The organism is Vibrio sp. T11.5 (assembly GCF_027587155.1).
GTDB lineage: Bacteria > Pseudomonadota > Gammaproteobacteria > Enterobacterales > Vibrionaceae > Vibrio > Vibrio neptunius.
This window is the reverse complement of the sequence record NZ_JAPPTP010000014.1, coordinates 95,469-122,301: the sequence shown is the minus strand read 5'-3', so window position 1 is coordinate 122,301 and position 26,833 is coordinate 95,469. Positions and strand designations below refer to the sequence as shown.

The following is a 26,833-nucleotide window of genomic DNA, read 5'->3' as shown; positions in this document are numbered from 1 at the left end:
GAACCTTCGACCGCCTGGTTCGTAGCCAGGTACTCTATCCAGCTGAGCTACGAGCGCGCAATGCTTGTTTTAAAGCAGCTCCGAAGAGCAGTGCAATAATGGCGGTGAGGGAGGGATTCGAACCCTCGATGCGGCTACAAACCGCATACTCCCTTAGCAGGGGAGCGCCTTCAGCCTCTCGGCCACCTCACCGTCTTGCGGAGGCACATATTACGATTTACCCAAAATATGTCAAACATTTTCTTGGTAAAATCAGCAAAAAGTTAGCCAACCGTTGGCTATTTAATCAAAGCGGTGCTAATTCGCTCTTTTTGCTATAAATACATCCATCAACAATACAAAAAAGGCTGACATAATGTCAGCCTTCTCATGTAATTAGTAGTTGCCTGATGCAGTGTTACCATTACCTTTTTCTGCCTGAATGCGCATGTAGATTTCTTCACGGTGAACAGACACTTCTTTCGGCGCATTAACACCGATACGTACTTGGTTGCCTTTCACGCCCAGTACTGTGACTGTGACTTCATCACCGATCATTAGAGTTTCGCCAACGCGGCGAGTTAAAATTAGCATTCTGTGCTCCTTGAGTAATCTCTGATTTTTCTTGCTACGAGGCTATTATCCAACAAAAGTTATATTTTCGTAAACTCTATTCTCGAGCCTAATTAACCTAAAAAGGCATGTTTTTGCTGGCAGTCAAGCGCCTCTGCAGAAGTAATGTAAGCATCATGCAGTATGTTTGCCGCTTTGTCGATGTATTCTGGTGACAACACCAACATCAACGACTGTGAATTTACTGCATAATGCAACACATCTATCCCTTGTTCAGACAACAAGGCATAAGACTGTTCAACCAATCCTTCGACCTGAAGACCTACTGCTGTAAGCAAGCTAACCTCTTCACTATTACGGATTTTGTCACCGAACACCAGTTCCAGCTTGGCATAAGCATCGTGTTTTATCACCGCACCTACCCATTCTGCATGGTCGATCACATTCCAAATCGTGACACCCAGCATCTGGCACTGTTTCTCTAGGCCACAGAATGCATCACGGTCAACCTTTAGCATTGTCAGTTCACGCTGGATTGCGACACCACAGATCGCCTTTTGGCATTCACTGCCCTTGACCAGACTGCCTGTATTGCTATCAAACGTGGAGAGAACACGAAGTGGCACATTATGTCGCCAAGCGTACTGAACCGAAGGAAGGTGGAGCACTTTCGCTCCTTTACGTGCCATTTCTTCCATAGAAGGAAAATCAATCACATCCAGCTTCTTGGCACTAGGAACCGTGCGAGGATCGCAAGTATAGATGCCGTCGACATCAGTAAAAATCTGGCACTCTTCAGCTTGTAGAAAGCCAGCTAAAGTAACGGCACTGGTATCAGATCCCCCTCGACCTAACGTGGTGATGTCCCCATTCTCATTTATACCCTGAAAGCCCGCGACAATGACAATATTGTCTTGTGCCAGCCATGATTCAATTGTTGAGGTATCAATGTGCTTAATCGTCGCGTCATTGTGTTGATTGTCCGTCACAATGTTCGCTTGTGCTCCGGTAAGTGAGCGTGCGGCATAACCCAGTTTATTCAGAGTCATTGCCAGCAGTGCCATCGACACCTGCTCGCCAGCAGAGAGCAAAACATCAAGTTCTCGGGCAGTTGGCACGCTGTCTACCTGCTTTGCCAAATCCAATAGTCGGTTTGTCTCTCCAGACATAGCAGACACAACGACTACAACTTGATTACCATCATTCTTCGCCTTAATGATGTGCTCAGCGACTTTGTGGATCCTTTCAATTGAACCCACAGAGGTTCCGCCAAACTTTTGCACGATAAGGGGCTTTTTCACCAGTCTTCACCTTCCCAAGACCAAAGTCTCATTAGGCCACATTCAATCAATTGAATATTGTTTGCAGCATTAATAACAAAAACCAAGCTGCTTAATCAGCACAGAGTAACTGAGCTATTAAACCACTTGGTTAGTAGAAAAAAATTACGCCCAATCAAACAATTGATTGAGCGTATTTATATACAAATCAGATTTTACAGGCGCTCTTCAAGCCATGGTTGAACAGACTTGATTGCTTCAGGAAGCGCTTCTACGTCTGTGCCACCAGCCTGAGCCATGTCAGGTCGACCACCACCTTTACCGCCGACTTGCTCAGCAACCATTTTCACTAAGTCGCCCGCTTTAACTTTGCCGATAAGATCTTTTGTGACCCCCGCAATCAAACCAATCTTCTCGCCATTAACGTTCGCCAGCATGACGACACCACTGCCCATCTGGTTCTTGATGTCATCAACCATAGTACGAAGGTTCTTAGGATCGGCATCTTGCATCGCAGCGATAAGGACTTTAACGCCATTGATTTCTTGAGCTTTACCCATGATGTTTGCACTTTCAGCTGCTGCCATCTTGTCTTTTAGCTTCTGAATCTCTTTCTCTAGAGATTTTGCTTTCGACGCAGATTCTGCAAGCTTCTCTTCGAACTTCGCTTGTTGAGCTTCGATTGCGTCTAGTGCTGCTTCACCTGTTACCGCTTCAATACGGCGAATGCCTGCTGCGATACCACCTTCAGAAGTGATCTTAAATAGGCCAATATCGCCTGTATTTGATGCGTGGATACCACCACAAAGCTCGGTAGAGAACTCACCCATTGAGAGAACGCGAACCTCATCATCATACTTTTCGCCGAATAGTGCCATTGCACCTTTCTGTTTCGCTGACTCGATGTCCATTACGTTAGTTTCAATAACGTGGTTACGACGAACTTGAGCATTCACTAAGCGCTCAACTTCTTTTAGCTCTGCTGGTGTTACCGCTTCTAGGTGTGAGAAGTCAAAACGTAGGTTTTCAGGTTTAACAAGTGAGCCTTTCTGCGTAACGTGTTCACCGAGTACTGAACGTAGCGCTGCGTGTAATAGGTGAGTCGCAGAGTGGTTAAGAGAAATCGATGCACGACGCTCAGCATCAACAGTCGCTTCTACTTCATCACCCTTCGCTAGAACGCCTTCAGCAAGAACACCGTGGTGCGCAATTGCATTACCTAACTTCTGAGTATCTTCAACTTTAAACAGACCAGATTCAGTTTTCAGCACACCAGCGTCACCACATTGACCGCCAGACTCAGCGTAGAATGGCGTTTCACCAAGGATGATGATCGCTTTATCGCCTGCCGATAGAGCCTCTACTACCTCACCTTCAACGAAGATTTCAGCAACATTACTCTTACCTTCGGTACCTGTGTAGCCACAGAACTCAGACTCAGCTTCCGTTTTGATCGTTGCGTTGTAGTCAGTACCAAACTGGCCTGCTTCGCGAGCACGTTGACGCTGCTCTTCCATCGCTTTCTCAAAACCCGCTTCGTCGATGGTAAAGTCACGTTCGCGAGCTACATCGTTAGTTAAATCAGCAGGGAAACCGTAAGTATCGTATAGCTTGAAGACGGTTTCACCGTCTAGCTCATTGCCTTCAAGTGCGTCTAGTGCTTCATTAAGAATCACCATGCCGCGCTCTAGTGTGCGACCAAAGTTCTCTTCTTCGATGCGAAGTACTTTCTCAACAAGCTCTTGCTGTTTCTTAAGTTCTTCTGCAGCGCTGCCCATCACTTCAGCAAGTACACCAACAAGTTTGTGGAAGAATACACCTTGCGCACCCAACTTGTTACCGTGACGAACAGCACGACGAATAATACGGCGTAGGACGTAACCACGACCTTCGTTTGAAGGCATAACGCCATCAGCGATTAGGAATGAACAAGAACGGATGTGGTCAGCAATAACGCGTAGCGACTGGTTTGATAGATCGTCGTGACCGACAACCTCAGCCGTCGCTTTAATAAGCTTTTGGAATACATCGATTTCGTAGTTTGAGTGAACGCCTTGCATGATTGCAGAGATACGCTCGATACCCATGCCTGTATCAACAGCAGGCTTAGGTAGTGGCTCCATCGTGCCATCTGCATGACGGTTAAACTGCATGAATACGTTGTTCCAGATCTCGATGAAACGATCGCCGTCTTCTTCTGGAGTACCCGGACGACCGCCCCAGATGTGCTCACCATGATCATAAAAGATTTCAGTACATGGGCCACAAGGACCTGTATCACCCATCGTCCAGAAGTTGTCAGATTCGAACTTCTTACCACCTTCTTTGTCGCCAATGCGAACAATCTTATCGGCAGGTACACCGACTTTCTTGTTCCAGATTTCGAATGCTTCGTCATCTGTTTCGTATACCGTAACCAGTAGCTTCTCTTCTGGTAGGCCAAGAGTTTTAGTCAGAAACTCCCAAGCAAACGCAATCGCGTCTTCCTTGAAGTAATCTCCAAAACTGAAGTTACCCAACATTTCGAAGAATGTATGGTGACGAGCGGTGAAGCCAACATTTTCAAGGTCATTATGTTTACCACCTGCACGTACACAACGCTGAGCCGTAGTTGCTCGCGTGTAGGCTCGCTTTTCAGCGCCTAAGAAGCAATCTTTGAATTGGTTCATACCTGCGTTAGTAAATAGCAGGGTTGGATCGTTATGTGGAACCAACGATGAACTGTCTACGATTTGGTGTCCTTTGCTTTCAAAGAACTTGAGGAACGAATTGCGAACCTCATCAGTGCTCATGTACATGCAGCTCTTCCTGAAAATAGTCGAGTTAGAATTTTGCCGTATTGTAGATCAAGCAATCAGCCACGACTAGCTTTCTTGTAGAAAAGAGCCTTTTCTACGCGATTTTCACAATAAATCGAAAAATGCGCGCATAACCACTATTTATGATCTGTCTTCAGTACTCAGGGCATAGCTTATCTGTTCAAAGTTGTAGCCACGATATTGAAGAAATCGAACCTGTTTTGCATACTCTTTCTGATCTTTCGCTTTAAGGCCTTTGAACTTTTTTTCGGCAGCCTGTTTCGCCAACTCAAACCAGTCTTGTAGCTCTTCTTCAAATGCCTTTTCGATGGTGGATTCACTGACACGTCTCTGATTAAGTTCCTGACGAATACGTCGTTCACCATGCCCTTTATATACATGCTGTCGGATCTGGCTTTTGGCGTAACGAAGGTCGTCTAAGTAGTTGTGTTCAAGGCAGAACTTAACCGCTTCTTGAATAGCCTCTTCTTCATAACCTTTCATTGCAAGCTTCTGATAAAGCTCATACTCACCATGGTCACGCCGACTAAGCAGTTGAATGGCTGATTCTTTACTGGATAAAGTGGGAGGTTTGCGTTGAAACATAAGCACTCAACATTATTCGGTTACGCTAAATACAACAAAGCCCTGCAAATTGCAGGGCTTCAAACTCTGAGCTATGAGTACTTATAGCTCTTCTTGCTCTGGCATTTCACCTAGCTCAGCTTCATCTGGCTGGATTTCTGCCGGTGTAAGCAACAACTCACGCAGTTTAGTGTCGATTTGCTGAGCCGCTGCTGGATTTTCACGCAGGTACTTACACGCATTTGCTTTACCCTGGCCAATCTTATCACCATTGTAGCTATACCAAGCACCTGCTTTTTCGACCAGCTTATTCTTCACGCCTAGGTCAATCAACTCACCTTCACGGTTAAAGCCAGCGCCGTACATGATTTGCGTTTCTGCTTGTTTAAACGGTGCCGCGATCTTGTTCTTAACCACTTTAATGCGAGTTTCATTACCCACCACTTCGTCACCTTCCTTGATAGAACCTGTGCGGCGGATATCAAGACGAACAGAAGCGTAGAATTTTAGTGCATTACCACCTGTAGTCGTTTCAGGGTTACCAAACATGACACCGATCTTCATACGGATCTGGTTGATGAAGATACACATACAGTTTGACTGCTTCAGGTTACCCGTCAGCTTACGCATTGCTTGAGAAAGCATACGCGCCTGAAGACCCATATGGCTATCGCCCATCTCGCCTTCGATTTCCGCTTTCGGTGTCAATGCAGCCACAGAGTCGACAACCATAACGTCAATCGCACCTGAGCGTGCCAGAGCATCACAAATTTCTAATGCTTGTTCACCCGTGTCTGGCTGAGAAACCAATAGTGCATCAATATCTACGCCTAGCTTCTTAGCGTAGACAGGATCAAGAGCGTGTTCGGCATCGATAAAGGCACATGTTTTACCTTCACGTTGTGCAGCAGCAATCAGCTCAAGAGTTAGCGTCGTCTTACCTGATGACTCTGGGCCATAAACTTCAACGATACGGCCCATTGGCAGACCACCAGCACCCAATGCGATATCAAGAGAAAGTGAACCTGTCGAGATGGTTTCAACATCCATAGCACGGTTATCACCAAGACGCATAATAGAGCCTTTACCGAATTGCTTTTCAATCTGACCGAGCGCAGCGGCAAGCGCTTTCTGTTTGTTATCGTCCATCACTTTCTCCGATTTTTTCATCAACGCATTGATGATCTTTGAATTCTTTTCTTTTTCCTCAGAGTCCACTGAGGCAATCAATGAAAATCATTATACTGTTGATTCATACAGTGTCTATAGCTGTGTGAACTTTTTTTAGACTTTCGTTATATCTATCTAATTTTTAAATACTTTAATTTTAAAAACCTACGACTGCACTCGCTGACTTAATTCCTCATACAGGACCTTTTGCGCCACTTCGACAGCTTGCCTACGAACTTCATGACGGTCGCCATCAAAGCAATACGTTGCTGCTTTACTCCATCCACTGTCATCAGCCCACGCAAAGCATACGGTCCCTACTGGCTTATCTTCGCTTCCGCCATCTGGCCCTGCGATACCGCTGACAGATACACCAATATTGGCATTTGAGTGTTTAATCGCCCCTAACACCATTTCAGTAACCGTTTCTTCACTAACGGCACCATGAGCGTTCAATGTCGATGCTTCAACATCCAGCATTTCCATTTTTGCTTCATTGCTGTAGGTAATGAATGCTCGATCAAACCAAGCAGAGCTACCTGCAATATCCGTAATCGCGGCTGAAACGCCACCACCAGTGCAAGATTCAGCAGTGGTCAAAATGTATTGTTGAGATTGCAACAAAGCTCCCAACTGCGCGCTTAACTCCATATCTAGTTTCCTGTTCAATCACTTTGCGGATAGCATAGAATAAAACGACGGCTAAGATTAGCCGTCGTTGCCTGAACGTTATTTTTCCAGTGATTGTTGCAGGGCAGATTTCAGTTCTTGTTCTGCCTGCTCAATAACTCGCTGCGCCTTTTCACGCTGCTCTCGACCTTCTTTTGCTCTTGAGAGGGTATTGCTTAGAGTTTCAATGGTGAGCTGATTGACTGTTTGTAACGAATCTAAATCCAAAATACCGCGCTGGTAGTTCTCGGCAATTTGCTCTTCTAATACTTTGAGCTTCTGTGCATTCTGAACGTACTGCTTGTTGGTGTAATCTTTGACCGCATGTGTAACTTGCAGTGCTTTTTCCTTTTCATAATTGGAAATAGCAATCAAGAATTGGCGCTTCCACAACGGGAAAGTGTTATGAACGATATCTTGAATATCCTCCATCAACATTTTGTTGCCCTCTTGGGACAAACGAATCTGCGGTGCAGTTTGAATCGCGGCCAACCTAGTGAGCTCCAAGTTGTGTACGCGTTTCTCTAACCTCGCCACAGCCTGTGTCGCATCTCGGTATTGCTGCGCATCTAAAGCATCTTCACTTTGTTCGGATTTAGCAAGTAGTCGCGGTAACACATCACTATTAAGCTGACTTAACTTGTATCGACCTGCGTCAATATAATGCTCTAGCCCTTCCAGTAGCTCTAGATTATGTTGGTACAGCGTATCAAGTTGATTAATGTCATGCGCTAATTTCACTTCCTGTCCTTGCAAGCGCTCAACCAATTGATCTAGCTGATTTCTCACTGAGTCAAAGCTCGTTGAAAACCTCTTGAACGAATCAAACACTTCACCAAACAAAGGTAATCGCGACAGTAAGCTACGCTGGCCTAGTTGATCAAACGCACTGCTATCCATTGAAGACACCATGGCTTGAAGAATATCGCCAGCTTCACCACTGTCTCTGACTCTAACCTGAGCTAAAACAGAATCAGAGAAAGCGGTGATTTTTTCCAGCGCTTCACTACCAAAAGTAATGGTCGCCACACTGTCAAAGGGATCAAAACGTTCGGCAATAGCCACTACTTCTGGAGTCGCTTCTACTTTCATCACTTCTGGCGGGGCTGAAACAGGTTCAGTCATAGGAGCTCCTTAATGTTGTGAAGGCTGATGGCAGGGAAACTGCTGCCACAGTTTTTCAAACTGTCTTGAAAAGGATTGAAGGAAGCGTTTGTCATCAGACAAAGTTATGTCTTCCTGATTGTATTTCGATGCGCTACGTGTCCAGTTGAAACTACCATTAATAAGACGCTTCTGATCGAAAATCGCAAACTTATGGTGCATATGATAAGGCGTGGTATCAATTTTAACAGCAACACCTTGCTCGGCTAAATACTCAATATCGCTGCCTTTGTCATACATCTTGTCGTTGTCTGAGATAATTCGAACTGTGACTCCACGTTGGTGAGCTTCAAGAATGTGTTTAGTCAGATCATCATCAGCAATAGTAAACACGCAGATATCGATGGAATCACGAGCCAACTTTAACTGCTCTATTATGCCAGTAGAGCAGCTTCTTCCTGGCGAAAACCAACTGGTCGCTAACTCACTTGACTGACCCGCGATGACGTTATCCAGTACCTTAATGATACGTTCAAGCCAACGTAACAACGCCGCTGGATCAGAACCTTTCTCCATGAATTGCTTAGCGAGCTTAAAACTCTGATTGCGTAAAAACGCTCGGTCTTCTTCAGACATTACCGCTTCCGCCAGTTCCGCCTGAAGATGGCGTCTCTCGTGGTCATCAAGACGATAGTCTATCAAAGACTCTTCCAGCCATTTGGCCCATTGATTACGATTCATTGATACTCTCCTGCCCAAAACGCGCGACATGCTGATTGAGCATTGCTAATTGCTGGACAACTTGACCAGCCCTATCTTCAGAATCTCCCATGAGTTGCTGACGTTGATAGCTCTGTTTAATCTCTTTCCATCTGTCCATTTGGTCTGGGGTCATATTGCCTCTTAATTCAGCCAACTTTAGTAAGTTCTCTTCGGTACCACTGGCAAGCGTCTGAGCTTCGCCTTGATAATGATCTTGAAGTAGGGTGTTTAACTCTTCTTCGGTCATCACCGACGAGATTTTCTCTACTAACTTGTTCATATTTCGGTATGAACCCTGCAATTTAAACGCCGGCTCTACACGATATTGTTCCGCTGTGGCAGCTGACTGAATATACTGTTGGTTCACTTTCAGTACTGTTTGCTGAACCTGTGTTAGCTTTTGAATCGTAGCAACAATCTCGCTGGCTTCGGTTGCGGAATATGAGTGGCTCATCTCACTCAATGCAATGCTCTCTCCTTGTGCCATACGAACAAAACGATACAAGTCATTCAGATCGCGGGTAGCAAGTGGGGCCAACACTGAGTTAGATGTCAGCGAGTTTTCAATAAAGCTCAGCTCAAACGCCAGTTTTTGATCAGATAGCATATCACCGAGGTTGTAGATATCCGCTCGGTTGGCCAACATATCGGGAATACGAAACGCTTCACCGGTTTCAGTGTATGGGTTGCCTGCCATAACCACAGCAAACTTCTTCCCTCTCATATCGTATGTTTTGGTTTTACCTTGCCAGGTTCCTTCAATACGACGAGTACCATCACACAAAGAAATAAATTTCTGCAACAACTCAGGGTGGGTATGTTGAATATCGTCGAGGTACAGGAGCACGTTGTTACCCATCTCAAACGCCAGATTAATTTTCTCTATCTCGCGAGCCGCATTCTGATCCGGTGCATCTGCCGGATCCAGGGAAGTAGCCTGATGACCAATAGAAGGACCATTGATCTTCATAAATACTAAGCCTAACTTATGTGCAACGTATTCAATTAACGTGGTTTTTCCGTAACCTGGCGGTGAAATCAGCAGCAACATTCCCATTAAGTCGGTGCGCTTGTTGTCTCCAATCGTTCCCATCTGTTTGGCGAAGTTATCACCGATCAATGGCAAATAACTTTCACTGATGAGTTTATTGCGGACAAAAGAAGTCAGTGGGCGAGGTTTAAACTCTTCTAGGCGGAACTGTTCCTTCGCTTTGGACAATAGCTCGGTCCTTTGCCCTAAATAGGCTTCATATTGAGGTACGACCTGACTTCGATGTGATTCACCGCGCTGGATAAAATCATCCAATACGACAACCAATTCACCGTTGTTGACCCTATCATGCTCTCCAAGCAATCCAGAGACTGTGCACTGCAAAGAAAAATCGATGCTCTCTAACGTTAGATCAGCTTGAGTCTTGCACAATGCGATCGCCGCGCTTTCAACGACGAATGCTTGACCATATTCTTTCTGAGTAGTGTATGCCTTCAACCACTGTTGGTGATCGCTAAACTGCTCACTCAACGGTTGTTCAGAGGGTGACCATCCTAAGCTTCTGCGGAACTGAAGATAATCTTCGCATAAAGTAAGAGCATCTTGACTGACCTGAATTGTCGTCTCTTTTTGCGCTAAAAGGTGAATCAAGTAACGGGCACTGTCATCGGCCTCATAGCCTGAAAAGTCCAACACTAATTGCTGCTGTAATTGGTTAAAGGCGTCAGAAGCATTCAGGTGTTCACGCAGCAATTGAGCGTTTATCGCTTTGAGTCTCATCTCATGTACAAAGCTTTCATTGTGCTCAAGCAGCCAAAGGAAGGCATTCGCTCTCGCAGTTTGGCTAAAACGCAACAAGCCTGCTTTTTGGTAGATAGGTAACAACTGAGATAAGATTTTTACAGCATCACTGTCGTGAATCCCTTTGACATACCCTTCACGATAACGAGGCGCAGCAAAACGCTGGACTATCTCAGTCAAACGATTTTCACTCAATGCATGATACAAAGTGTTTAAATTTAAACCGGCTTCATTTTGCTCAGCGGAATAAACCATTAGATAAGCCAAATACTCTGCGCGATAAACAATGTCACTTTCTGATGCGACTTCCAACCGTGCAACATTTTGCAACTGTAAGAACTCTTCATTTTCAATCGGCTGATAGAAATCCGTTCCCGAGATGTGGGTACAAAGCCGACCTTGTTGTTCGATCAGACTTAAGTCCAACGCCTGTTGATTGACGCTAAAGCGGTGTTTACCTAAACGCAGAACTTTACCACCTTGCTCAAAAATATCCTGATTGTCGCGCAGCGAGCGCAATGATTGGTCTTGCAAAGATTTGAGTTTGGCATCCAAACTGTCCGCTTTAACACTATCTCCCAATTGGCGAATCGATTCGGACAACTGATGCAATTTGAGCACCATTGCGTCGGTCGCGAAGTAGCTATTTAGACCTGCTACATCTTCAAACTTAGCCACACGTTTATCGATGCTACTCATCGTCACCGTAGCAGCCTGCAACAAATTCTGCACTCTGCGCTGCTGCGCAGCGATCAATTGCTGCTTGTGGTTATCCAGCGTCGATTGAATTTCATCTCTTTTGGCATAAATCTCTGCGAGGAATTGGTCAAAATCAGCAAAGCGGGATTCCAGCTTATCAAGTTGGCTAATCAATTTGGCGAGCTGAGCGTCACAATCATCCGGTGACGTCGCTTGTTCCATCGCGCTACTCACTGACTGGCCGAGTAATTTAAACTGAGCACTGAACTCCGCTTGCGCTTCCTCGCTCTGTAGGCCTTTACTTCGGCTACGCAGCTTAGCGGAAACACTGTTGAGCAGTGAAGAGATCTCCGTAGTGAGATCTAGGATCCGTGTCGCCTGAGTTGGATCGTCAGTTTCAATGTCCGTGACTTCTTCGGTGACCAATTGCAGATCACTTCTTAAATCATCTAATTGCTGCTGAAGCTTGGCCATGTGAGACGTCTTTTCTGTCTGCTCTAACTCCGCTTCAATTTGTTTAATGTGTTTTTTGAATGGCTGGTAGGCTTTTTCATCCTGCAGCAATGTCAGTAGCTGCTGGTTTAGTGATTCACGTTGCTGCTGAAGTATCGTCAACATGCCATCAACACTCACCACATCAACGTAGTGTTGCTGACGCAAAGCCATTGTCGCGCCCACCTGACCTTTTACATCAGCCAGTAAGCCTAGCAGTACATTCGCTTGCTCTTTAGGCGCAAGTTTTATTTTGCCAACCAGATCGTTAATAACGACTTGCTGCTGCTCTGTGCTTTTAGAGGCATGGCTTTGCAGTTGTTGAACTTTAGCAAACTCATCAATAATTTTATCTGCTGTAACCATCAGTTCGTTGATGGCAGTTCCGATACCCAACGCATAGTCATGACTCAACCAATGGTAATGATCAAGAGTGCTTTGGCTCTGCTTAAGCAGCATCTCATAAGCGGCCTGTGTCACCTCTTCCGTTTGCGCTAACTGGCACACAGACAGAACAGAAGATAGCGCACGAACCAGTTCAGCATTGCCTAAATGAAATAGTGGGCTACTGCCATCAGTTTGAGCGTGAACACTCGCGTAATGCTCTGACGTTGAGAAGGGGGTATCCCACACACGTAAAGGGTGGATAGTGGAAGCTTCAGCATTTTCTGACAGTTGGAAAACGAGCAGTCGCCCATCAGGATATAGGCTAAAGCCGTGGCTTTCCATTGGCGCCGCAAACTGTTTTTCTATCATGTTGTAGGTGAAGGCAACATAGTAGCCTTGAGACATATTGAAGAAGAAATACAAAATATCTTCGCCATTGGGCGACACCACTTTCTGGAAAAACTGCAGATGTTGCCAAGGCATGTCAAATTGTTTGTGCTCACCATTCGCTAGCACGTAGCCATTGGCATATAAAATACCGTGCTCTTCAGGTAGAGCTTTTGCACTAACGCTCAAAGCATCCGTCCGGACAACCGACTGGGTGAGAGGGTTATACACAAAGTAACGATCTTTTCGCTCACGGTTAGGGCGGATTTTCAATGCGATCAACTCACCAACAAACGCATAGTCAATGTGAGCATCAGCTACGCTTTGGTGATGATCTTCCACTTCCTCGCTGTAAATGCCTTTACCATCATTGGTATTATCTTCGATTTTAATGGTTAGATCGCCGCCAATACACTCTACAAACAGCTTATCAGCAATAGAAACATGAGGATGGTTACCCATGATATGATCATCACGGGTCGTAGCGATCCAATCGAAATCGTGTTGAACGGTTTCAGTGAGAGAAGCATGTCCAGCAGAATCCAAATACTCAATAGAGTTTGCATTGATCTGAAAGCGAAACACTTTGCGATCTTCTACCCGCATACCAATTTGAAACGCTATGTAAAGCGTACTTTCCTGTCGTGAAATCTGAGACAGACGGGCGTCACGGTAGTAAGTAAACAGCTCCGTAAATTCGTGTTGAAAACGAATATCTTGGAGGAAACTGTTTTCTAACGAGGTAGGCTCGATACGAAGAGTCCCTTCGTTGTCATGCAATTGATAAAGACCAAACACGTCCTGCAAAGCAGGCACTGCTTTCATGCCAACGTGTACTTGATAGCCAAACAGTAGTTGCTGATTGACTTGAGCCATGTCAATGGGAATACAACGAGCATCAGTTTGAACATTCGTCTTACCGACCAGTTTAAGTTCTTGGCCGCCAAAGACTTGTTGACGCTGCTGATTAAAAGAGTGTGTGAGCGATTTTAATTGTTGGCCTTGTTGAGCCAAACGAGATTTGAGGACCTCGTATGCGCCACCTTCACTCACCGCTTTCTGAGTCGAATCTGACATAGTAATACCTGTTTATCCCGCTTGTGTGAAAGCGGGATTCTATGAGACTGATTGTAACGCTACGCTTTATTTTCTGAAGAAACGTCTAACGAACTTTGAATTTTCTTCATCAGTTCGGCAGCTCCGCCTTGTGAATTCAGCAAACTTGCTAAGGCAACATTACTAAGATCACTGCTCTTTAGATTGGTATTCTCAAGTACGTCTTTGATATCTTGAGGCAAACTGCGATTGCCTTCCATGTAATCAGAGACCAGTGGATTCAGCACTTTTGACTCTTCAAATTTGCTGTCCATAGCAGCAGCATCCATGATGGTACGGCGGATCTGCTCGACCCCTTCACCACCAAAGAGTTTGATGTCTGCGTCTGACAGTGCCTGCGCGATGGCCTTAGCATTTTCGCCAACCACAGATTTCTGCGCGTCAATACGTGCCAGCTCAAGATCTTTCTCTTGTTGCAATTGCATCACCCACTTATCGTGTTCACGTGTATGCTCATCGTACTGCTGAGCTGCTTCAAAGCGCGCCGATTGCGCTTCTGCCTCCGCAAGACCTTTCGCACGCATTGCCTGAGCTTCAGCTTCACCAGCACTTTGCAGAGTGAATGCTTCAGCTTCACCCGTTTCACGAATGGCCAGCGCTCTTTCGCGATCAACTTCAACCTCAGCCAAACCAGTCGCGCTGATAAGTTCTTTCTCAGCTTGAGCCATACGCTCTTTCGCGGCCGCTTCTTTGTCTTTGGTAATAAATTCTGCTTCTGCACGTTTCACAGCGACGATCTGCTCCGCTTCCGCTTCACGCGATTTTACAGCCAGTTCATTTTCCGCTTCACGGGTTTTCACTTTCAGCTCAGCTTCGTTTTCGATCAACAGACGTTCAGCGCGCTCTTTAGCGGCATCTTTTTCAGCACGAGCAGCAACGAGGAGTTCTAATTGTGCTGCTTCTGCTGCAGCCTCAGCCTCCACCATGGTTACACGCTTCTTACGGTTGACCTGTTCATTCACTCGTAAGTTTTCCGTTTCTTCTTCTTCACGAGCAATCTTGCGTTCGATTTCTACACGCTGAGAACGTGTTTCTGCAACTGATTTTAATGATTCCTCAACCGTCGTCTCTTTCTGCATTTCTTTTTCCACAACTTCAGTTGCAGTCCGAACTTTTTCAGTTTCCACAGAACGAGTGAGTTCTTCTTCTTGAATCGCGACCTGACGCTGGTTGGCAATGCGCGTCATTTCGACTTCCATCTGTACACTTTCGCGTTTTTTCGCTACTTCTTCTTCGGTTTCCAACTTCGCGAGTTCAGTAATGCGTTGGTATTCTTCTTTTTTCTCAGCAGACAAGGCCTCTTCTTGTGCTTTAATGATCTCCACTTCACGCTGAGTTCGCGCCACACTTTCATGCTCTTGTTTATCAAGCTGAAGACGGTTTGCTTCTGCCTCAACATTTTTCTTTTTGATCGTCGTACGCTCATCTTGACGAATAGCGTTGGTTTCCGTGTTTTTTTGTGCCGTAATCGCCGAGATCTTACGAATACCCTCTACATCAAGAATGTTATTTGGGTTGTGAGCATCAAGCGCGGTTTGGTCAATCTTATCGATCACAACGTCATAGATCTTGAAACCATCCATCTCACTGCCGATCACTTGAACAACTGCATCACGGAATGCACGTCTATTGGTCAGCAATTCTTCGAATTCAAACTGCTTCACTGCCGTTTTTAATGCTTCAGAGAATTTCGGCTGGAAGTGTTCTTTCAAACGCTCTAAGTTCGAAGCTTCATGGGCAGTAAATAGCTTTGCAACACGAACAATATCTTCTTCTTCGTGGTTTACACCGATGTAGAAATCAACTTTTAGATCCGCTCGAATGTTGTCGCGACAGTGCAAACCTTCGTACTCTTCCCCTTCCTGATCTTTGCGTCCGCTACGAGTCACCGAGATCTTCTTGCGGGTGATATCCATGTATTCAAACCGGTTGATCACAGGCCATACAAACGTGCCCGTTAATGATGCGCGAGTGCGCTCCAAGCCATTAACGATCAGAGCATCGCCTTCGCCTCTCACCTTTTTGTATCGTGAAGTAAGAAAAATCAAAATGAGCAGTGCGACACCACCACCCACTGCCATAAAAATTACACTTGGGGAAATTTCCATTAACCAACTCCTGTTGTAAAAATTTTGATTATTTTTTTGCTATTACGTAGCGACGAGATTTGGCTTCTTTGGCCACAATGACCACTTCATCACCGTATTCAATGTCAACCTCTTGCTCAGTTACCGCATCAAGTAAGTATTCATTTCCATTCTGAACAACCATGACTTCGCCAACCTCAGAAGTCACTTTGCTACTATGCACCCTTGCTGACAATCCCACATACTCAACCTGAGCAAAGGCGTTTTTCTTATCAAACAGGGGACTCAAGGGTTTTAACAACCAAGCAGCAATCACTAAAGCCAAATACGCAGTTATAGGGATAGAAACGAGGTTTGCAGCGATGAGTAACCCGTCTTTCCACCAGTTTTGAGCCCATTGCGACGCATAGAAAGACACAACCGTCGCAACAAAAAAGCTACAGCAAAGCGCGACCATAAGCGGCACTTTAGACAACACAGGCGGCAATATAAGCCCTGAACCTGGGAGGCTATCGAAATCAAACAGGTCGATCTCAGCAGTCGCACTTTCAACGACGTTGAATGCCAAATCAATCAGCATCACCACTAAAAGCACTAAAAAGGGCACAAAGAAAAGGCTGGTGGGGAATGCCATCAGCTCAGATAAGAAATCATTCAAAGTCATAGACGTCACATAGTTGTTTTCACAGCATCAGATCGATACTGAGTTTATTTACATGCTTATAAATAAGTTGGACATTTACGGTCAGAATACTTAACCAACAAGGTGAATAAAAACGATTTGCATCATTATATGACTCACTTCATAAAAAACCATTTAAATCATAAACCTTTAATACAATTCCCCCTCTGCCTACATCGTTTAAAAATTGCTATTCCCAAAGAACACTTACCCTATAAAACAAGCGAATCTCTTTTCGCTGGCAGAGGATTCACGTATCCTAAGCCACAATAAACTCAAATGAAGAAGTTACCCGTGAAAGCCGAACAAAAACACACTCCCATGATGCAGCAGTACCTCAAATTAAAGGCTGAGAATCCGGATATATTGCTGTTCTATCGAATGGGAGATTTCTATGAGCTTTTTTATGAAGATGCCAAACGTGCATCTCAGTTACTTGATATCTCGCTAACAAAACGCGGCGCTTCCGCTGGTGAACCCATTCCTATGGCCGGTGTCCCGTTTCATGCAGTAGAAGGGTATCTGGCTAAGCTCGTTCAGCTCGGTGAGTCAGTGGCTATCTGTGAGCAGATTGGCGATCCAGCCACCAGTAAAGGGCCCGTTGAGCGTCAAGTCGTTCGTATCGTGACACCAGGTACTGTCACTGACGAAGCACTGCTCTCGGAACGGATTGATAACCTCATCGCAGCGATTTACCACCACGATGGTCAGTTTGGTTATGCCACACTAGATGTAACCTCTGGCCGCTTCCAGCTCATGGAACCGGAAACCGAGGAAGCGATGGCAGCAGAACTGCAACGCACAGCCCCACGTGAACTGCTGTTTCCTGAAGACTTCGAACCAGTAGAATTAATGGCCACGCGCAACGGTAATCGCCGTCGTCCCATTTGGGAATTTGAACTCGACACCGCCAAGCAGCAGTTAAACCAACAATTTGGTACTCGTGATTTAGTCGGTTTCGGTGTGGAACAAGCACATCTTGGGCTATGCGCTGCGGGTTGTCTTATTCAGTATGTGAAAGACACACAACGTACTGCCCTGCCCCATATCCGCTCCCTGACTTATGATCGTCAAGATCATTCCGTTATTCTCGATGCTGCCACTCGTCGTAATCTGGAGATCACTCAGAACTTGGCTGGTGGCACTGACAATACACTCGCAGAAGTCATTGATCATACTGCAACTCCAATGGGGAGCCGAATGTTGAAACGTTGGCTTCATCAGCCAATGCGTGACATCAATACGCTCAACCATCGTCTGGACGCGATTAGCGAACTGAAAGAAATGACTTTGTTTGCTGAACTAAATCCTGTTCTCAAACAGATTGGCGACATCGAACGTATCTTGGCACGTCTTGCTTTGCGCAGCGCTCGCCCACGTGACATGGCACGCTTACGCCATGCTATGCAGCAATTACCTGAGTTAGCAGAAACAATGGGCACGCTTGCTCACCCTTACCTCACCAAGCTAGGTGAGTATGCAGCTCCTCAAGAGGCCGTTTGTGAGCTGCTAGAACGCGCCATTAAAGAGAACCCACCTGTAGTGATCCGAGAGGGTGGCGTGATTGCTGAAGGATATAATGCCGAACTCGACGAATGGCGAAAGTTGGCCGATGGTGCGACAGAGTATCTAGAAAAGATGGAACAGGATGAACGTGAACGCCATGGCATCGATACGCTCAAGGTCGGCTACAACAATGTTCACGGATTCTTCATCCAAGTCAGTCGCGGACAAAGTCACCTTGTACCTCCGCACTATGTACGTCGTCAAACGTTGAAAAACGCCGAGCGTTACATCATTCCTGAGCTAAAAGAACATGAAGATAAGGTTCTTAATTCAAAGTCAAAAGCACTGGCGCTTGAGAAACAATTGTGGGAAGAGCTGTTTGACCTTTTAATGCCCCACCTAGAAAAACTGCAGAATTTGGCTTCGGCTATTTCCCAGATAGATGTACTGCAAAACCTTGCAGAGCGTGCGGATAGCTTAGATTACTGTCGACCTGTAATGAGTCAAGATGCTGGTATTCACATCCAGTCAGGGCGCCACCCCGTCGTCGAGCAAGTGATGAATGAGCCATTTATTGCCAATCCGATAGAGCTCAACCCACAGCGTAAGATGCTGATCATTACCGGCCCGAACATGGGTGGTAAATCAACCTACATGCGTCAAACAGCTTTAATTGCTCTGATGGCCCATATCGGTTCTTACGTACCAGCTGAATCGGCACAAATTGGCTCGATCGATCGCATCTTCACGCGTATAGGGGCATCCGATGATCTCGCCTCAGGACGTTCGACCTTCATGGTAGAGATGACTGAAACGGCCAACATCCTTCACAATGCGACGCCTAATAGCCTAGTACTGATGGATGAAATCGGCCGAGGTACAAGTACTTACGATGGGCTCTCACTCGCATGGGCGAGTGCAGAATGGTTGGCAAAAGAACTTGGTTCCATGACCTTATTTGCTACTCACTATTTTGAGCTGACCGAATTACCGAACCAGATTCCTCATCTAGCGAATGTCCACTTAGATGCGGTTGAGCACGGCGATACGATTGCCTTTATGCATGCCGTTCAGGATGGTGCTGCCAGCAAATCTTATGGCCTTGCTGTGGCTGGGCTGGCTGGGGTACCAAAGAGTGTGATTAAAAATGCCCGAGCAAAATTAACTCAGCTTGAACAACTCAGTCAGGGAGAAAGCAGCAGCGTCACCTGTAGTTCGGTCGATATTGCCAATCAACTGAGCCTAATTCCAGAGCCAAGTGAAGTGGAAGAAGCTCTCTCTGGTATCGACCCAGACGATTTAACGCCACGTCAAGCACTGGAAGCATTGTACCGTCTGAAAAAGTTGCTGTAATAAAAAGCAAAACGGCAGCCATTCGCTGCCGTTTCTCTTTGTCACCTTATAAAAGCCGACGCTTTAAAGCTTTCTGCGCAATAGCATTAACGCCACGGTTAAAAACACGATACTAGGCATAACAGCACCAAAGACCGGAGGAATACTGTAAACCAGACTCAGCGGACCAAAGAACTCGCTAGAGATGTAGAAAGTGAACCCTGCGACCACGCCAGATAAAATACGCGCTCCCATTGTCACACTGCGCAACGGCCCAAAAATGAACGATAGCGCCATAAGCATCATCACTGCGATCGAGAATGGCTGAGTGATTTTACGCCATAAAGCCAACTCATAGCGCGAGGCATCCTGCTCTGAAGCTTTGAGGTAAGTGACATAATCATATAATCCACTCAAAGATAGTTCTTCTGGTTTTACCGTGACCACAGCCAATTTATCTGGCGCGAGAGAGGTCGTCCATCGGTACTCTGGCAAACTGGTTTTAGAGATTTCAATCTCATCTGACATCTCAGTAACCTGAACATCTTTCATCACCCAGGTATTATCAGACAGATAATCTACTTCCGCTGCATGCACAACACTTTCTAATTGCTTATTTTCGTTGAAGCGCCACATGTTCAAACCGTAAAGTTTATCGTCTTCAACTTTGCCAAGAAAAATAAAGTCGTTCGCATCGCGCGCCCAAACACCGGTTCGCACTGACATGATCGCTCCGCCAGATGTAGTAAAAGCACGCAGATCACGCGCCATCTTTTGAGCTTGAGGGGCCCCCCATTGACCAAGTAACGTCACTAGAATCATTAACGGGACTGCTGTTTTTAATACTGACAGCCCGATATCAAGCTTGGAATAGCCAGCCGCCTGCATGACTACCAACTCGGAACTTGAGGCCAGCATGCCTAATCCAATTAAAGCGCCCAATAATGCAGCCATTGGGAAGAACATTTCAATATCACGAGGAATACTCAACAATACGTAGAAAAGAGCTTGGATTAAGTCATAACTGCCCTGACCTACTTTACGTAGCTGCTCAACGTACTTGATGATGGCAGAAAGGCCCACAAATGTCGCCAACACCAGTGACGTAGTTGCGATAATGGTTCTACCAATATACAGATCGAGAATTTTAAACACGACTTATGCTGCCTTCTTTCTTTGTCTTAGTTTGTCTTTAAAGCGTCGCATTGGAATACTGTCCAAAGAATTGATCCCTAACGCAGTCAACAGCAAAGCGGCGTTAATCGGCCACATACCGATAAACGACGGGATCGAGCCATCTTCCAGCGCAGACTTCGTTGCACTGATCGAGAGGAAATACGCCAGATAGATGAGAATCGCAGGGCCCATTTTCGCAAAGCGCCCCTGACGCGGATTCACCGCTGACAACGGGACAACCAACATGGTCAGAAGCGGAATGCAAACCACCAGAGAAATACGCCATTGCAATTCAGCCTGAGCGCGCGGATCTGGGTTAGACACTAACTGCATCGTAGGGATAGCTTCCCAGTCACGCCCTTTCGGTTTCACATCACGTTGACCAATCAAACCTTCATACTGGTCAAAATCGGTCACCATGTAATCAACGCGCGTTGGTACACCTTCATAACGCGTACCGTCGTACATGCGAATAACCTGACGTCCATCACTTAATTCTTTCACTTCACCAGATTGCGAGAAGGACACACTTGGCAAAATTGAATCACGTGGGCGCATCTGAGCAACGAATACATGTTTAAGCTGCTTGCCTTCAATATCATCAATAAAGACCACTGAAGAACCGTCTGGAGTGCCTTGGAACTGACCCTTTTGCAATAAATCCACGCTATTTTCAGCTTCCACTTCTTCCTGTAACTGAATCAGCTTTTCTTGACTCATTGGTGAAAACACAAATGCATTGGCTGCGGCAATCACACCAGTAATAACGGCCAAATACAAGGCAGAACGTATCAGAAATTTATTGCCGATCCCCGTCGCATTCATGACAGTTATTTCACTTTCCGCATACAGACGACCGAAAGTCAGCAAAATACCAAGGAAAAGACTCAAAGGGAGCATCAATAAGCCCATCGAAGGCATACTCAAACTCACATAGTGCATCACCAGACCGGCAGGAATATCACCATCCGACGCATCCGCTAAAACTTTGATCAATTTTTGGCTTAAAAACACTAAAAACAGTATAAAAAATATCGCTAACTGGCTCTTGAGTGTCTCGCGGATCAAATATCTAACAATAATCACGCTGAAATTACCTATACAAAACTTGTTTTTTTAATTGAATCACTATAATTTCCCGTTGAACCTTTTATTTTTAAATTTTTGGCTAACTGTTAACGCGCTTATTTAAAAGTAGTTCCGATTAAGGAATCAACAAGTAAGACGCCATTATCTAACATTTAGTTCTATTTGTCTTCAGGATGTAGGAGTACGCATGGAGTTCAGTGTAAAGAGTGGTAGCCCGGAAAAACAGCGCAGCGCTTGTATCGTTGTAGGTGTATTCGAACCACGTCGCCTTTCTCCAGTTGCTGAACAGCTCGATAAAATCAGCGACGGCTATATCAGTTCACTACTTCGCCGTGGTGATCTGGAAGGTAAACCAGGGCAGATGCTACTTCTGCATCAAGTACCAGGTGTATTGTCTGAACGTGTTTTACTTGTCGGTTGTGGCAAGGAACGTGAATTGGGCGAGCGTCAGTACAAAGAAATTATTCAGAAAACGATCAACACTCTGAATGAAACAGGTTCGATGGAAGCGGTCTGCTTCCTAACTGAGTTGCACGTTAAAGGTCGCGACACTTACTGGAAAGTTCGTCAAGCTGTCGAAGCAACAAAAGATGGCCTGTATACTTTTGATCAGTTCAAGAGCGTGAAACCAGAGACTCGTCGCCCACTACGTAAGCTAGTGTTCAACGTCCCTACTCGTCGCGAGCTGAGCTTGGGTGAAAAAGCGATCACTCATGGCCTTGCTATTGCGTCAGGCGTAAAGGCATCCAAGGACCTTGGTAACATGCCGCCTAACGTTGCAAACCCAGCCTACCTTGCCTCACAAGCTCGTCGCCTAGCAGACGATTACGAAACCATCACCACCAAGATCATTGGTGAACAAGAGATGGAAAAACTGGGTATGACTTCATACCTAGCCGTTGGTCGTGGTTCTAAAAACGAATCTATGATGTCTATCATGGAATACAAGGGCAACCCGGATTCAGAAGCAAAACCAATTGTTCTGGTGGGTAAAGGTCTCACTTTCGACTCAGGCGGCATCTCACTCAAACCCGGTGAAGGAATGGATGAGATGAAGTATGACATGTGTGGTGCAGCATCTGTCTTCGGTACTATGAAATCTCTGGCAAAACTTAACCTACCAATCAATGTTATCGGTGTCCTTGCTGGCTGCGAAAACATGCCTGGCAGCAACGCGTACCGCCCAGGTGATATTCTAACCACTATGTCAGGTCAAACTGTCGAGGTGCTAAACACCGACGCAGAAGGACGTTTAGTTCTATGTGATGCATTGACGTACGTCGAACGATTCGAACCAGATTGCGTTGTCGATGTTGCGACTCTGACAGGTGCTTGTGTCATTGCATTGGGCCATCATATCAGTGGCGTTGTTTCCAATCACAACCCACTTTCCCATGAGTTGGTCAACGCTTCTGAACAAGCGAGTGACCGCGCCTGGCGCCTTCCAATGGCTGACGAGTACCATGAACAGTTGAAGAGCCCGTTTGCCGACATGGCAAACATCGGTGGTCGTCCTGGTGGTACCATTACGGCTGGCTGCTTCCTGTCTAAGTTTGCTAAAAAATACAACTGGGCACACATTGACATTGCAGGCACTGCGTGGAAATCAGGCGCAGCAAAAGGGTCAACAGGCCGTCCGGTCTCAATGCTTGTCCAGTTCTTACTGAACCGCAGTGGCCAAGAAACAGAAGAGTAATTTCTGAACTAATTCTAAAGGGCCGACAGGCCCTTTTTTATTCGGAATGATTATGCCAAACGCGACGTTTTACATCATTAAGCCTGATTCACCACAAGCCAATCAAAAAGGCTTTGAGCAGTATGTTTTGTTTCTGGCTGGTCACTTTGCCAAACAAGGCGCTAAGGTGTATCTCCATTGCCATGATAAACAACATGCGGAGCAGCTAGCGGAATGTTTCTGGCAAGTCGATGCCGAGCAATATCTGGCTCACAACCTCACAGGCGAAGGACCAAAATATGGCACAGGCATTGAAATCGGATACCAAGGCGTTAAGCCCTCATGGAACCGTCAACTAGTAATAAATTTGGCGGAAAATGAGACAACCTTTGCGAATAAGTTTGCAGAGGTGGTAGACTTCGTTCCTTGCGAAGAAAAAGCCAAGCAACTGGCGCGAGAACGATATAAAATCTATCGCCAAGCGGGTTATCAGCTACAAACGATCGACATCGCACACAACTAATGGTCAATCCTTATAGTTAAGCTCTCCTTCGAGAGAGTTCACTTATAAAGATTGACTTAGAATTAAACTAGACCTATCTGCAGAATATCTATAGCTATGGAAAAGACATATAACCCAACTTCAATTGAACAAGCTTTATACCAAGCTTGGGAAGAGAAAGGCTACTTTAAGCCACACGGTGACACGACGAAAGAATCATACAGTATCATGATCCCGCCACCGAACGTCACTGGTAGCCTACATATGGGCCACGCGTTCCAAGACACCATCATGGACACTTTGATCCGTGCTGAGCGTATGAAGGGCAAAAACACTCTTTGGCAAGTAGGTACTGACCACGCTGGTATCGCAACTCAGATGGTTGTTGAGCGCAAGATCGCCGCTGAAGAAGGCAAAACTAAGCACGATTACGGTCGTGATGCTTTTATCGACAAAATCTGGGAATGGAAAAACGAATCTGGCGGCACTATCACTAAGCAGCTACGTCGCCTAGGCGCATCTGTAGACTGGGACCGCGAGCGTTTCACTATGGATGATGGCCTATCTAACGCTGTTCAAGAAGTATTTGTTCGCCTGTACGAAGAAGACTTAATCTATCGTGGTAAGCGTCTAGTAAACTGGGATCCTAAACTGCACACTGCAATTTCTGATCTTGAAGTTGAAAACAAAGACAAAAAAGGCCATATGTGGCACTTCCGCTACCCGCTAGCAAACGGCGTGAAGACAGCAGAAGGTAAAGACTACATTGTTGTTGCGACTACTCGTCCAGAAACAATGCTCGGTGACACTGGTGTTGCTGTAAACCCAGAAGACCCTCGTTACAAAGATCTTATCGGCAAAGAGATCCTGCTTCCTATCGTTAACCGTCTAATCCCTATCGTAGGCGATGAACACGCAGATATGGAAAAAGGCACAGGTAGTGTGAAGATCACCCCTGCGCACGATTTCAATGACTACGAAGTTGGTAAGCGTAACAACCTACCAATGATCAATATCCTAACTTTCAACGCTGATATCCGTGATGCGGCTGAAGTCTTCACTACTAACGGTGAAACTAGCGATGTTTACTCTACAGAGCTTCCTGCTAAGTACCACGGCATGGAGCGTTTTGCTGCACGCAAAGCGATCGTTGCGGAATTTGAAGAGCTTGGTCTTCTTGATGAAATCAAAGATCACGACCTAACAGTTCCTTACGGCGACCGTGGTGGCGTGGTTATCGAACCAATGCTAACTGACCAATGGTACGTGCGTGCTGCACCTCTTGCTGAGCCTGCTGTTAAAGCGGTTGAAGATGGCGAGATCCAGTTCGTTCCTAAGCAGTACGAAAACATGTACTTCTCTTGGATGCGTGACATTCAAGACTGGTGTATCTCTCGTCAGCTTTGGTGGGGTCACCGTATCCCAGCTTGGTACGACAACGACGGCAACGTATATGTAGGTCGTACTGAAGAAGAAGTACGTGCAAACAACAACCTTGCACCAGTCGTTGTTCTTCGCCAAGACGACGACGTACTAGATACATGGTTCTCTTCTGCACTATGGACGTTCGGTACTCAAGGCTGGCCAGAGCAAACTGAAGACCTGAAGACATTCCATCCTTCAGACGTACTAGTAACTGGTTTCGACATTATCTTCTTCTGGGTTGCGCGTATGATCATGATGACCATGCACTTCAACAAAGATGAAAACGGTAAGTCACAAGTACCATTCAAGACAGTTTATGTAACGGGTCTAATCCGTGACGAAAACGGCGACAAAATGTCTAAGTCTAAAGGTAACGTACTTGACCCAATCGATATGATCGATGGTATCGACCTTGAGTCTCTAGTAGAGAAGCGTTGTGGCAACATGATGCAGCCTCAGCTAGCGAAGAAGATTGAGAAGAACACTCGTAAGACTTTTGAAAACGGTATCGAACCATACGGTACTGACGCACTGCGTTTCACTCTTGCTGCTATGGCTTCTACTGGCCGTGACATCAACTGGGATATGAAGCGTCTTGAAGGTTACCGTAACTTCTGTAACAAACTATGGAACGCAAGCCGTTACGTACTGATGAATACCGAAGAGCACGATTGTGGCATGTCACTGTCTGCTGAAGAGCGTGCTAACCTTGAGTTCTCTCTTGCTGACAAATGGATTGAATCTCAGTTTGAACTGGCTGCGAAAGAGTTTAACGCTCACCTAGACAATTACCGTCTAGACATGGCGGCAAACACGCTTTATGAATTCATCTGGAACCAATTCTGTGACTGGTACCTAGAGCTAACTAAGCCCGTTCTTTGGAAAGGCACTGAAGCTCAGCAAGTTGCGACTCGCCACATGCTGATCACGGTACTTGAGAAAACTCTACGTCTAGCTCATCCCGTGCTTCCTTACATCACAGAATCTATCTGGCAGAGCGTGAAGCCACTAGTAGACTGTGTTGAAGGCGACACTATTATGACTCAAGCGCTTCCTCAGTTTAACCAAGAGAACTTCAACGCTGAGATCGTAGAAGACATCGAATGGGTTAAGACTTTCATTACTGCTATCCGTAACCTACGTGCCGAGTACGACATTGCACCAAGCAAAGGTCTTTCGGTAATGGTTAAGGTTGCTGATGAGAAAGATGCAGCTCGTATCGCAGCAAACAAGACTGTACTAAGTTCACTGGCTAAACTAGATGAAATCAAAGTCCTAGCTAAAGGTGAAGAGACACCAGCTTGTGCAACTAAACTGGTTGAAAAGTCTGAGCTGATGATCCCGATGGCAGGTCTGATTGACAAAGATGCCGAGCTTACTCGTCTTGATGGCGAAATCAAAAAAACTCACGGCGAAATCAAACGTATAGAAGGCAAACTAGGTAACGAAGGTTTCGTTGCTAAAGCGCCTGAAGCGGTTGTTGCGAAAGAGCGTGAAAAGCTAGAAGGTTACCAAGAAACCTTAATCAAGCTTGAAGAGCAGAAGACAACCATCGCGGCACTCTAA

Annotated in this window: 17 protein-coding genes and 1 tRNA gene; 4 read left to right on the top strand and 14 right to left on the bottom strand. The window is 45.8% G+C overall.

From position 1 onward, the window contains the following. Window positions 1–99: 99 nt before the first annotated feature. The 12 genes from OH455_RS15080 to OH455_RS15025 form a co-directional block, all read right to left on the bottom strand. A tRNA-Ser gene (locus OH455_RS15080) sits at window positions 100–192 on the bottom strand. Window positions 193–375: 183 nt separating this feature from the next. Continuing rightward, the gene (csrA, locus tag OH455_RS15075; RefSeq protein WP_006963114.1) at window positions 376–573 is read right to left on the bottom strand and encodes a carbon storage regulator CsrA; all 198 of its coding nucleotides are present in this window, start codon (window positions 571–573) and stop codon (window positions 376–378) included. A 92-nt stretch (window positions 574–665) separates the two neighbouring features. Further along, on the bottom strand, window positions 666–1,853 hold the full coding sequence (locus tag OH455_RS15070) for an aspartate kinase (protein WP_045977635.1): 1,188 nt from the start codon (window positions 1,851–1,853) through the stop codon (window positions 666–668). 194 nt (window positions 1,854–2,047) lie between these two features. Further along, entirely contained in the window at window positions 2,048–4,630 is a 2,583-nt protein-coding gene (gene alaS, locus OH455_RS15065) for an alanine--tRNA ligase (RefSeq protein ID WP_045977634.1), read from the bottom strand. A 141-nt stretch (window positions 4,631–4,771) separates the two neighbouring features. Beyond that, window positions 4,772–5,236 (bottom strand): recombination regulator RecX, encoded by a 465-nt coding sequence (recX, locus tag OH455_RS15060; RefSeq protein WP_269981965.1) that lies wholly within the window; start codon window positions 5,234–5,236, stop codon window positions 4,772–4,774. Between the two features lie 81 nt (window positions 5,237–5,317). Beyond that, entirely contained in the window at window positions 5,318–6,364 is a 1,047-nt protein-coding gene (gene recA / locus OH455_RS15055; protein WP_045977637.1) for a recombinase RecA, read from the bottom strand. A gap of 186 nt (window positions 6,365–6,550) precedes the next feature. Then, window positions 6,551–7,036: a nicotinamide-nucleotide amidase gene (gene pncC / locus OH455_RS15050; protein ID WP_269981964.1), complete on the bottom strand. Its 486-nt coding sequence runs from the start codon at window positions 7,034–7,036 to the stop codon at window positions 6,551–6,553. A 78-nt stretch (window positions 7,037–7,114) separates the two neighbouring features. After that, the gene (locus OH455_RS15045; protein ID WP_045977631.1) at window positions 7,115–8,179 is read right to left on the bottom strand and encodes a toxic anion resistance protein; all 1,065 of its coding nucleotides are present in this window, start codon (window positions 8,177–8,179) and stop codon (window positions 7,115–7,117) included. Window positions 8,180–8,188: 9 nt separating this feature from the next. Continuing rightward, window positions 8,189–8,899, bottom strand: coding sequence for a phospholipase D-like domain-containing protein (locus OH455_RS15040; protein ID WP_269981963.1), 711 nt, complete (start codon window positions 8,897–8,899; stop codon window positions 8,189–8,191). Further along, window positions 8,889–13,754, bottom strand: a complete 4,866-nt coding sequence (locus OH455_RS15035) for a DNA repair ATPase (protein WP_269981962.1) — start codon at window positions 13,752–13,754, stop codon at window positions 8,889–8,891. Before OH455_RS15035 ends, OH455_RS15040 begins: the two co-directional genes overlap by 11 nt. A 59-nt stretch (window positions 13,755–13,813) precedes the next feature. Continuing rightward, window positions 13,814–15,901: a peptidase gene (locus tag OH455_RS15030; protein WP_045977628.1), complete on the bottom strand. Its 2,088-nt coding sequence runs from the start codon at window positions 15,899–15,901 to the stop codon at window positions 13,814–13,816. Between the two features lie 28 nt (window positions 15,902–15,929). Continuing rightward, complete coding sequence (locus OH455_RS15025) at window positions 15,930–16,544, bottom strand: DUF1449 family protein (protein ID WP_045977627.1); 615 nt, start codon at window positions 16,542–16,544, stop codon at window positions 15,930–15,932. Between the two features lie 312 nt (window positions 16,545–16,856). On the opposite strand from OH455_RS15025, the gene mutS reads away from it, so the two are divergent. After that, the gene (gene mutS / locus OH455_RS15020) at window positions 16,857–19,421 is read left to right on the top strand and encodes a DNA mismatch repair protein MutS (protein ID WP_269981961.1); all 2,565 of its coding nucleotides are present in this window, start codon (window positions 16,857–16,859) and stop codon (window positions 19,419–19,421) included. Window positions 19,422–19,484: 63 nt separating this feature from the next. On the opposite strand, the gene lptG is transcribed toward mutS, so the two are convergent. Together lptG and lptF are read right to left on the bottom strand one after the other, a co-directional pair. Then, the gene (lptG, locus tag OH455_RS15015; protein ID WP_045977626.1) at window positions 19,485–20,555 is read right to left on the bottom strand and encodes an LPS export ABC transporter permease LptG; all 1,071 of its coding nucleotides are present in this window, start codon (window positions 20,553–20,555) and stop codon (window positions 19,485–19,487) included. Between the two features lie 3 nt (window positions 20,556–20,558). Continuing rightward, entirely contained in the window at window positions 20,559–21,662 is a 1,104-nt protein-coding gene (gene lptF, locus OH455_RS15010; RefSeq protein WP_269981960.1) for an LPS export ABC transporter permease LptF, read from the bottom strand. Window positions 21,663–21,852: 190 nt separating this feature from the next. Between lptF and pepA the strand changes: the two genes are divergently transcribed. The 3 genes from pepA (at window position 21,853) to OH455_RS14995 (ending at window position 26,833) form a co-directional block, all read left to right on the top strand. Beyond that, window positions 21,853–23,361, top strand: a complete 1,509-nt coding sequence (pepA, locus tag OH455_RS15005; protein WP_045977624.1) for a leucyl aminopeptidase — start codon at window positions 21,853–21,855, stop codon at window positions 23,359–23,361. Between the two features lie 52 nt (window positions 23,362–23,413). Next, the gene (locus tag OH455_RS15000; RefSeq protein ID WP_045977623.1) at window positions 23,414–23,863 is read left to right on the top strand and encodes a DNA polymerase III subunit chi; all 450 of its coding nucleotides are present in this window, start codon (window positions 23,414–23,416) and stop codon (window positions 23,861–23,863) included. Window positions 23,864–23,959: 96 nt separating this feature from the next. After that, window positions 23,960–26,833 (top strand): valine--tRNA ligase, encoded by a 2,874-nt coding sequence (locus tag OH455_RS14995; protein ID WP_269981959.1) that lies wholly within the window; start codon window positions 23,960–23,962, stop codon window positions 26,831–26,833.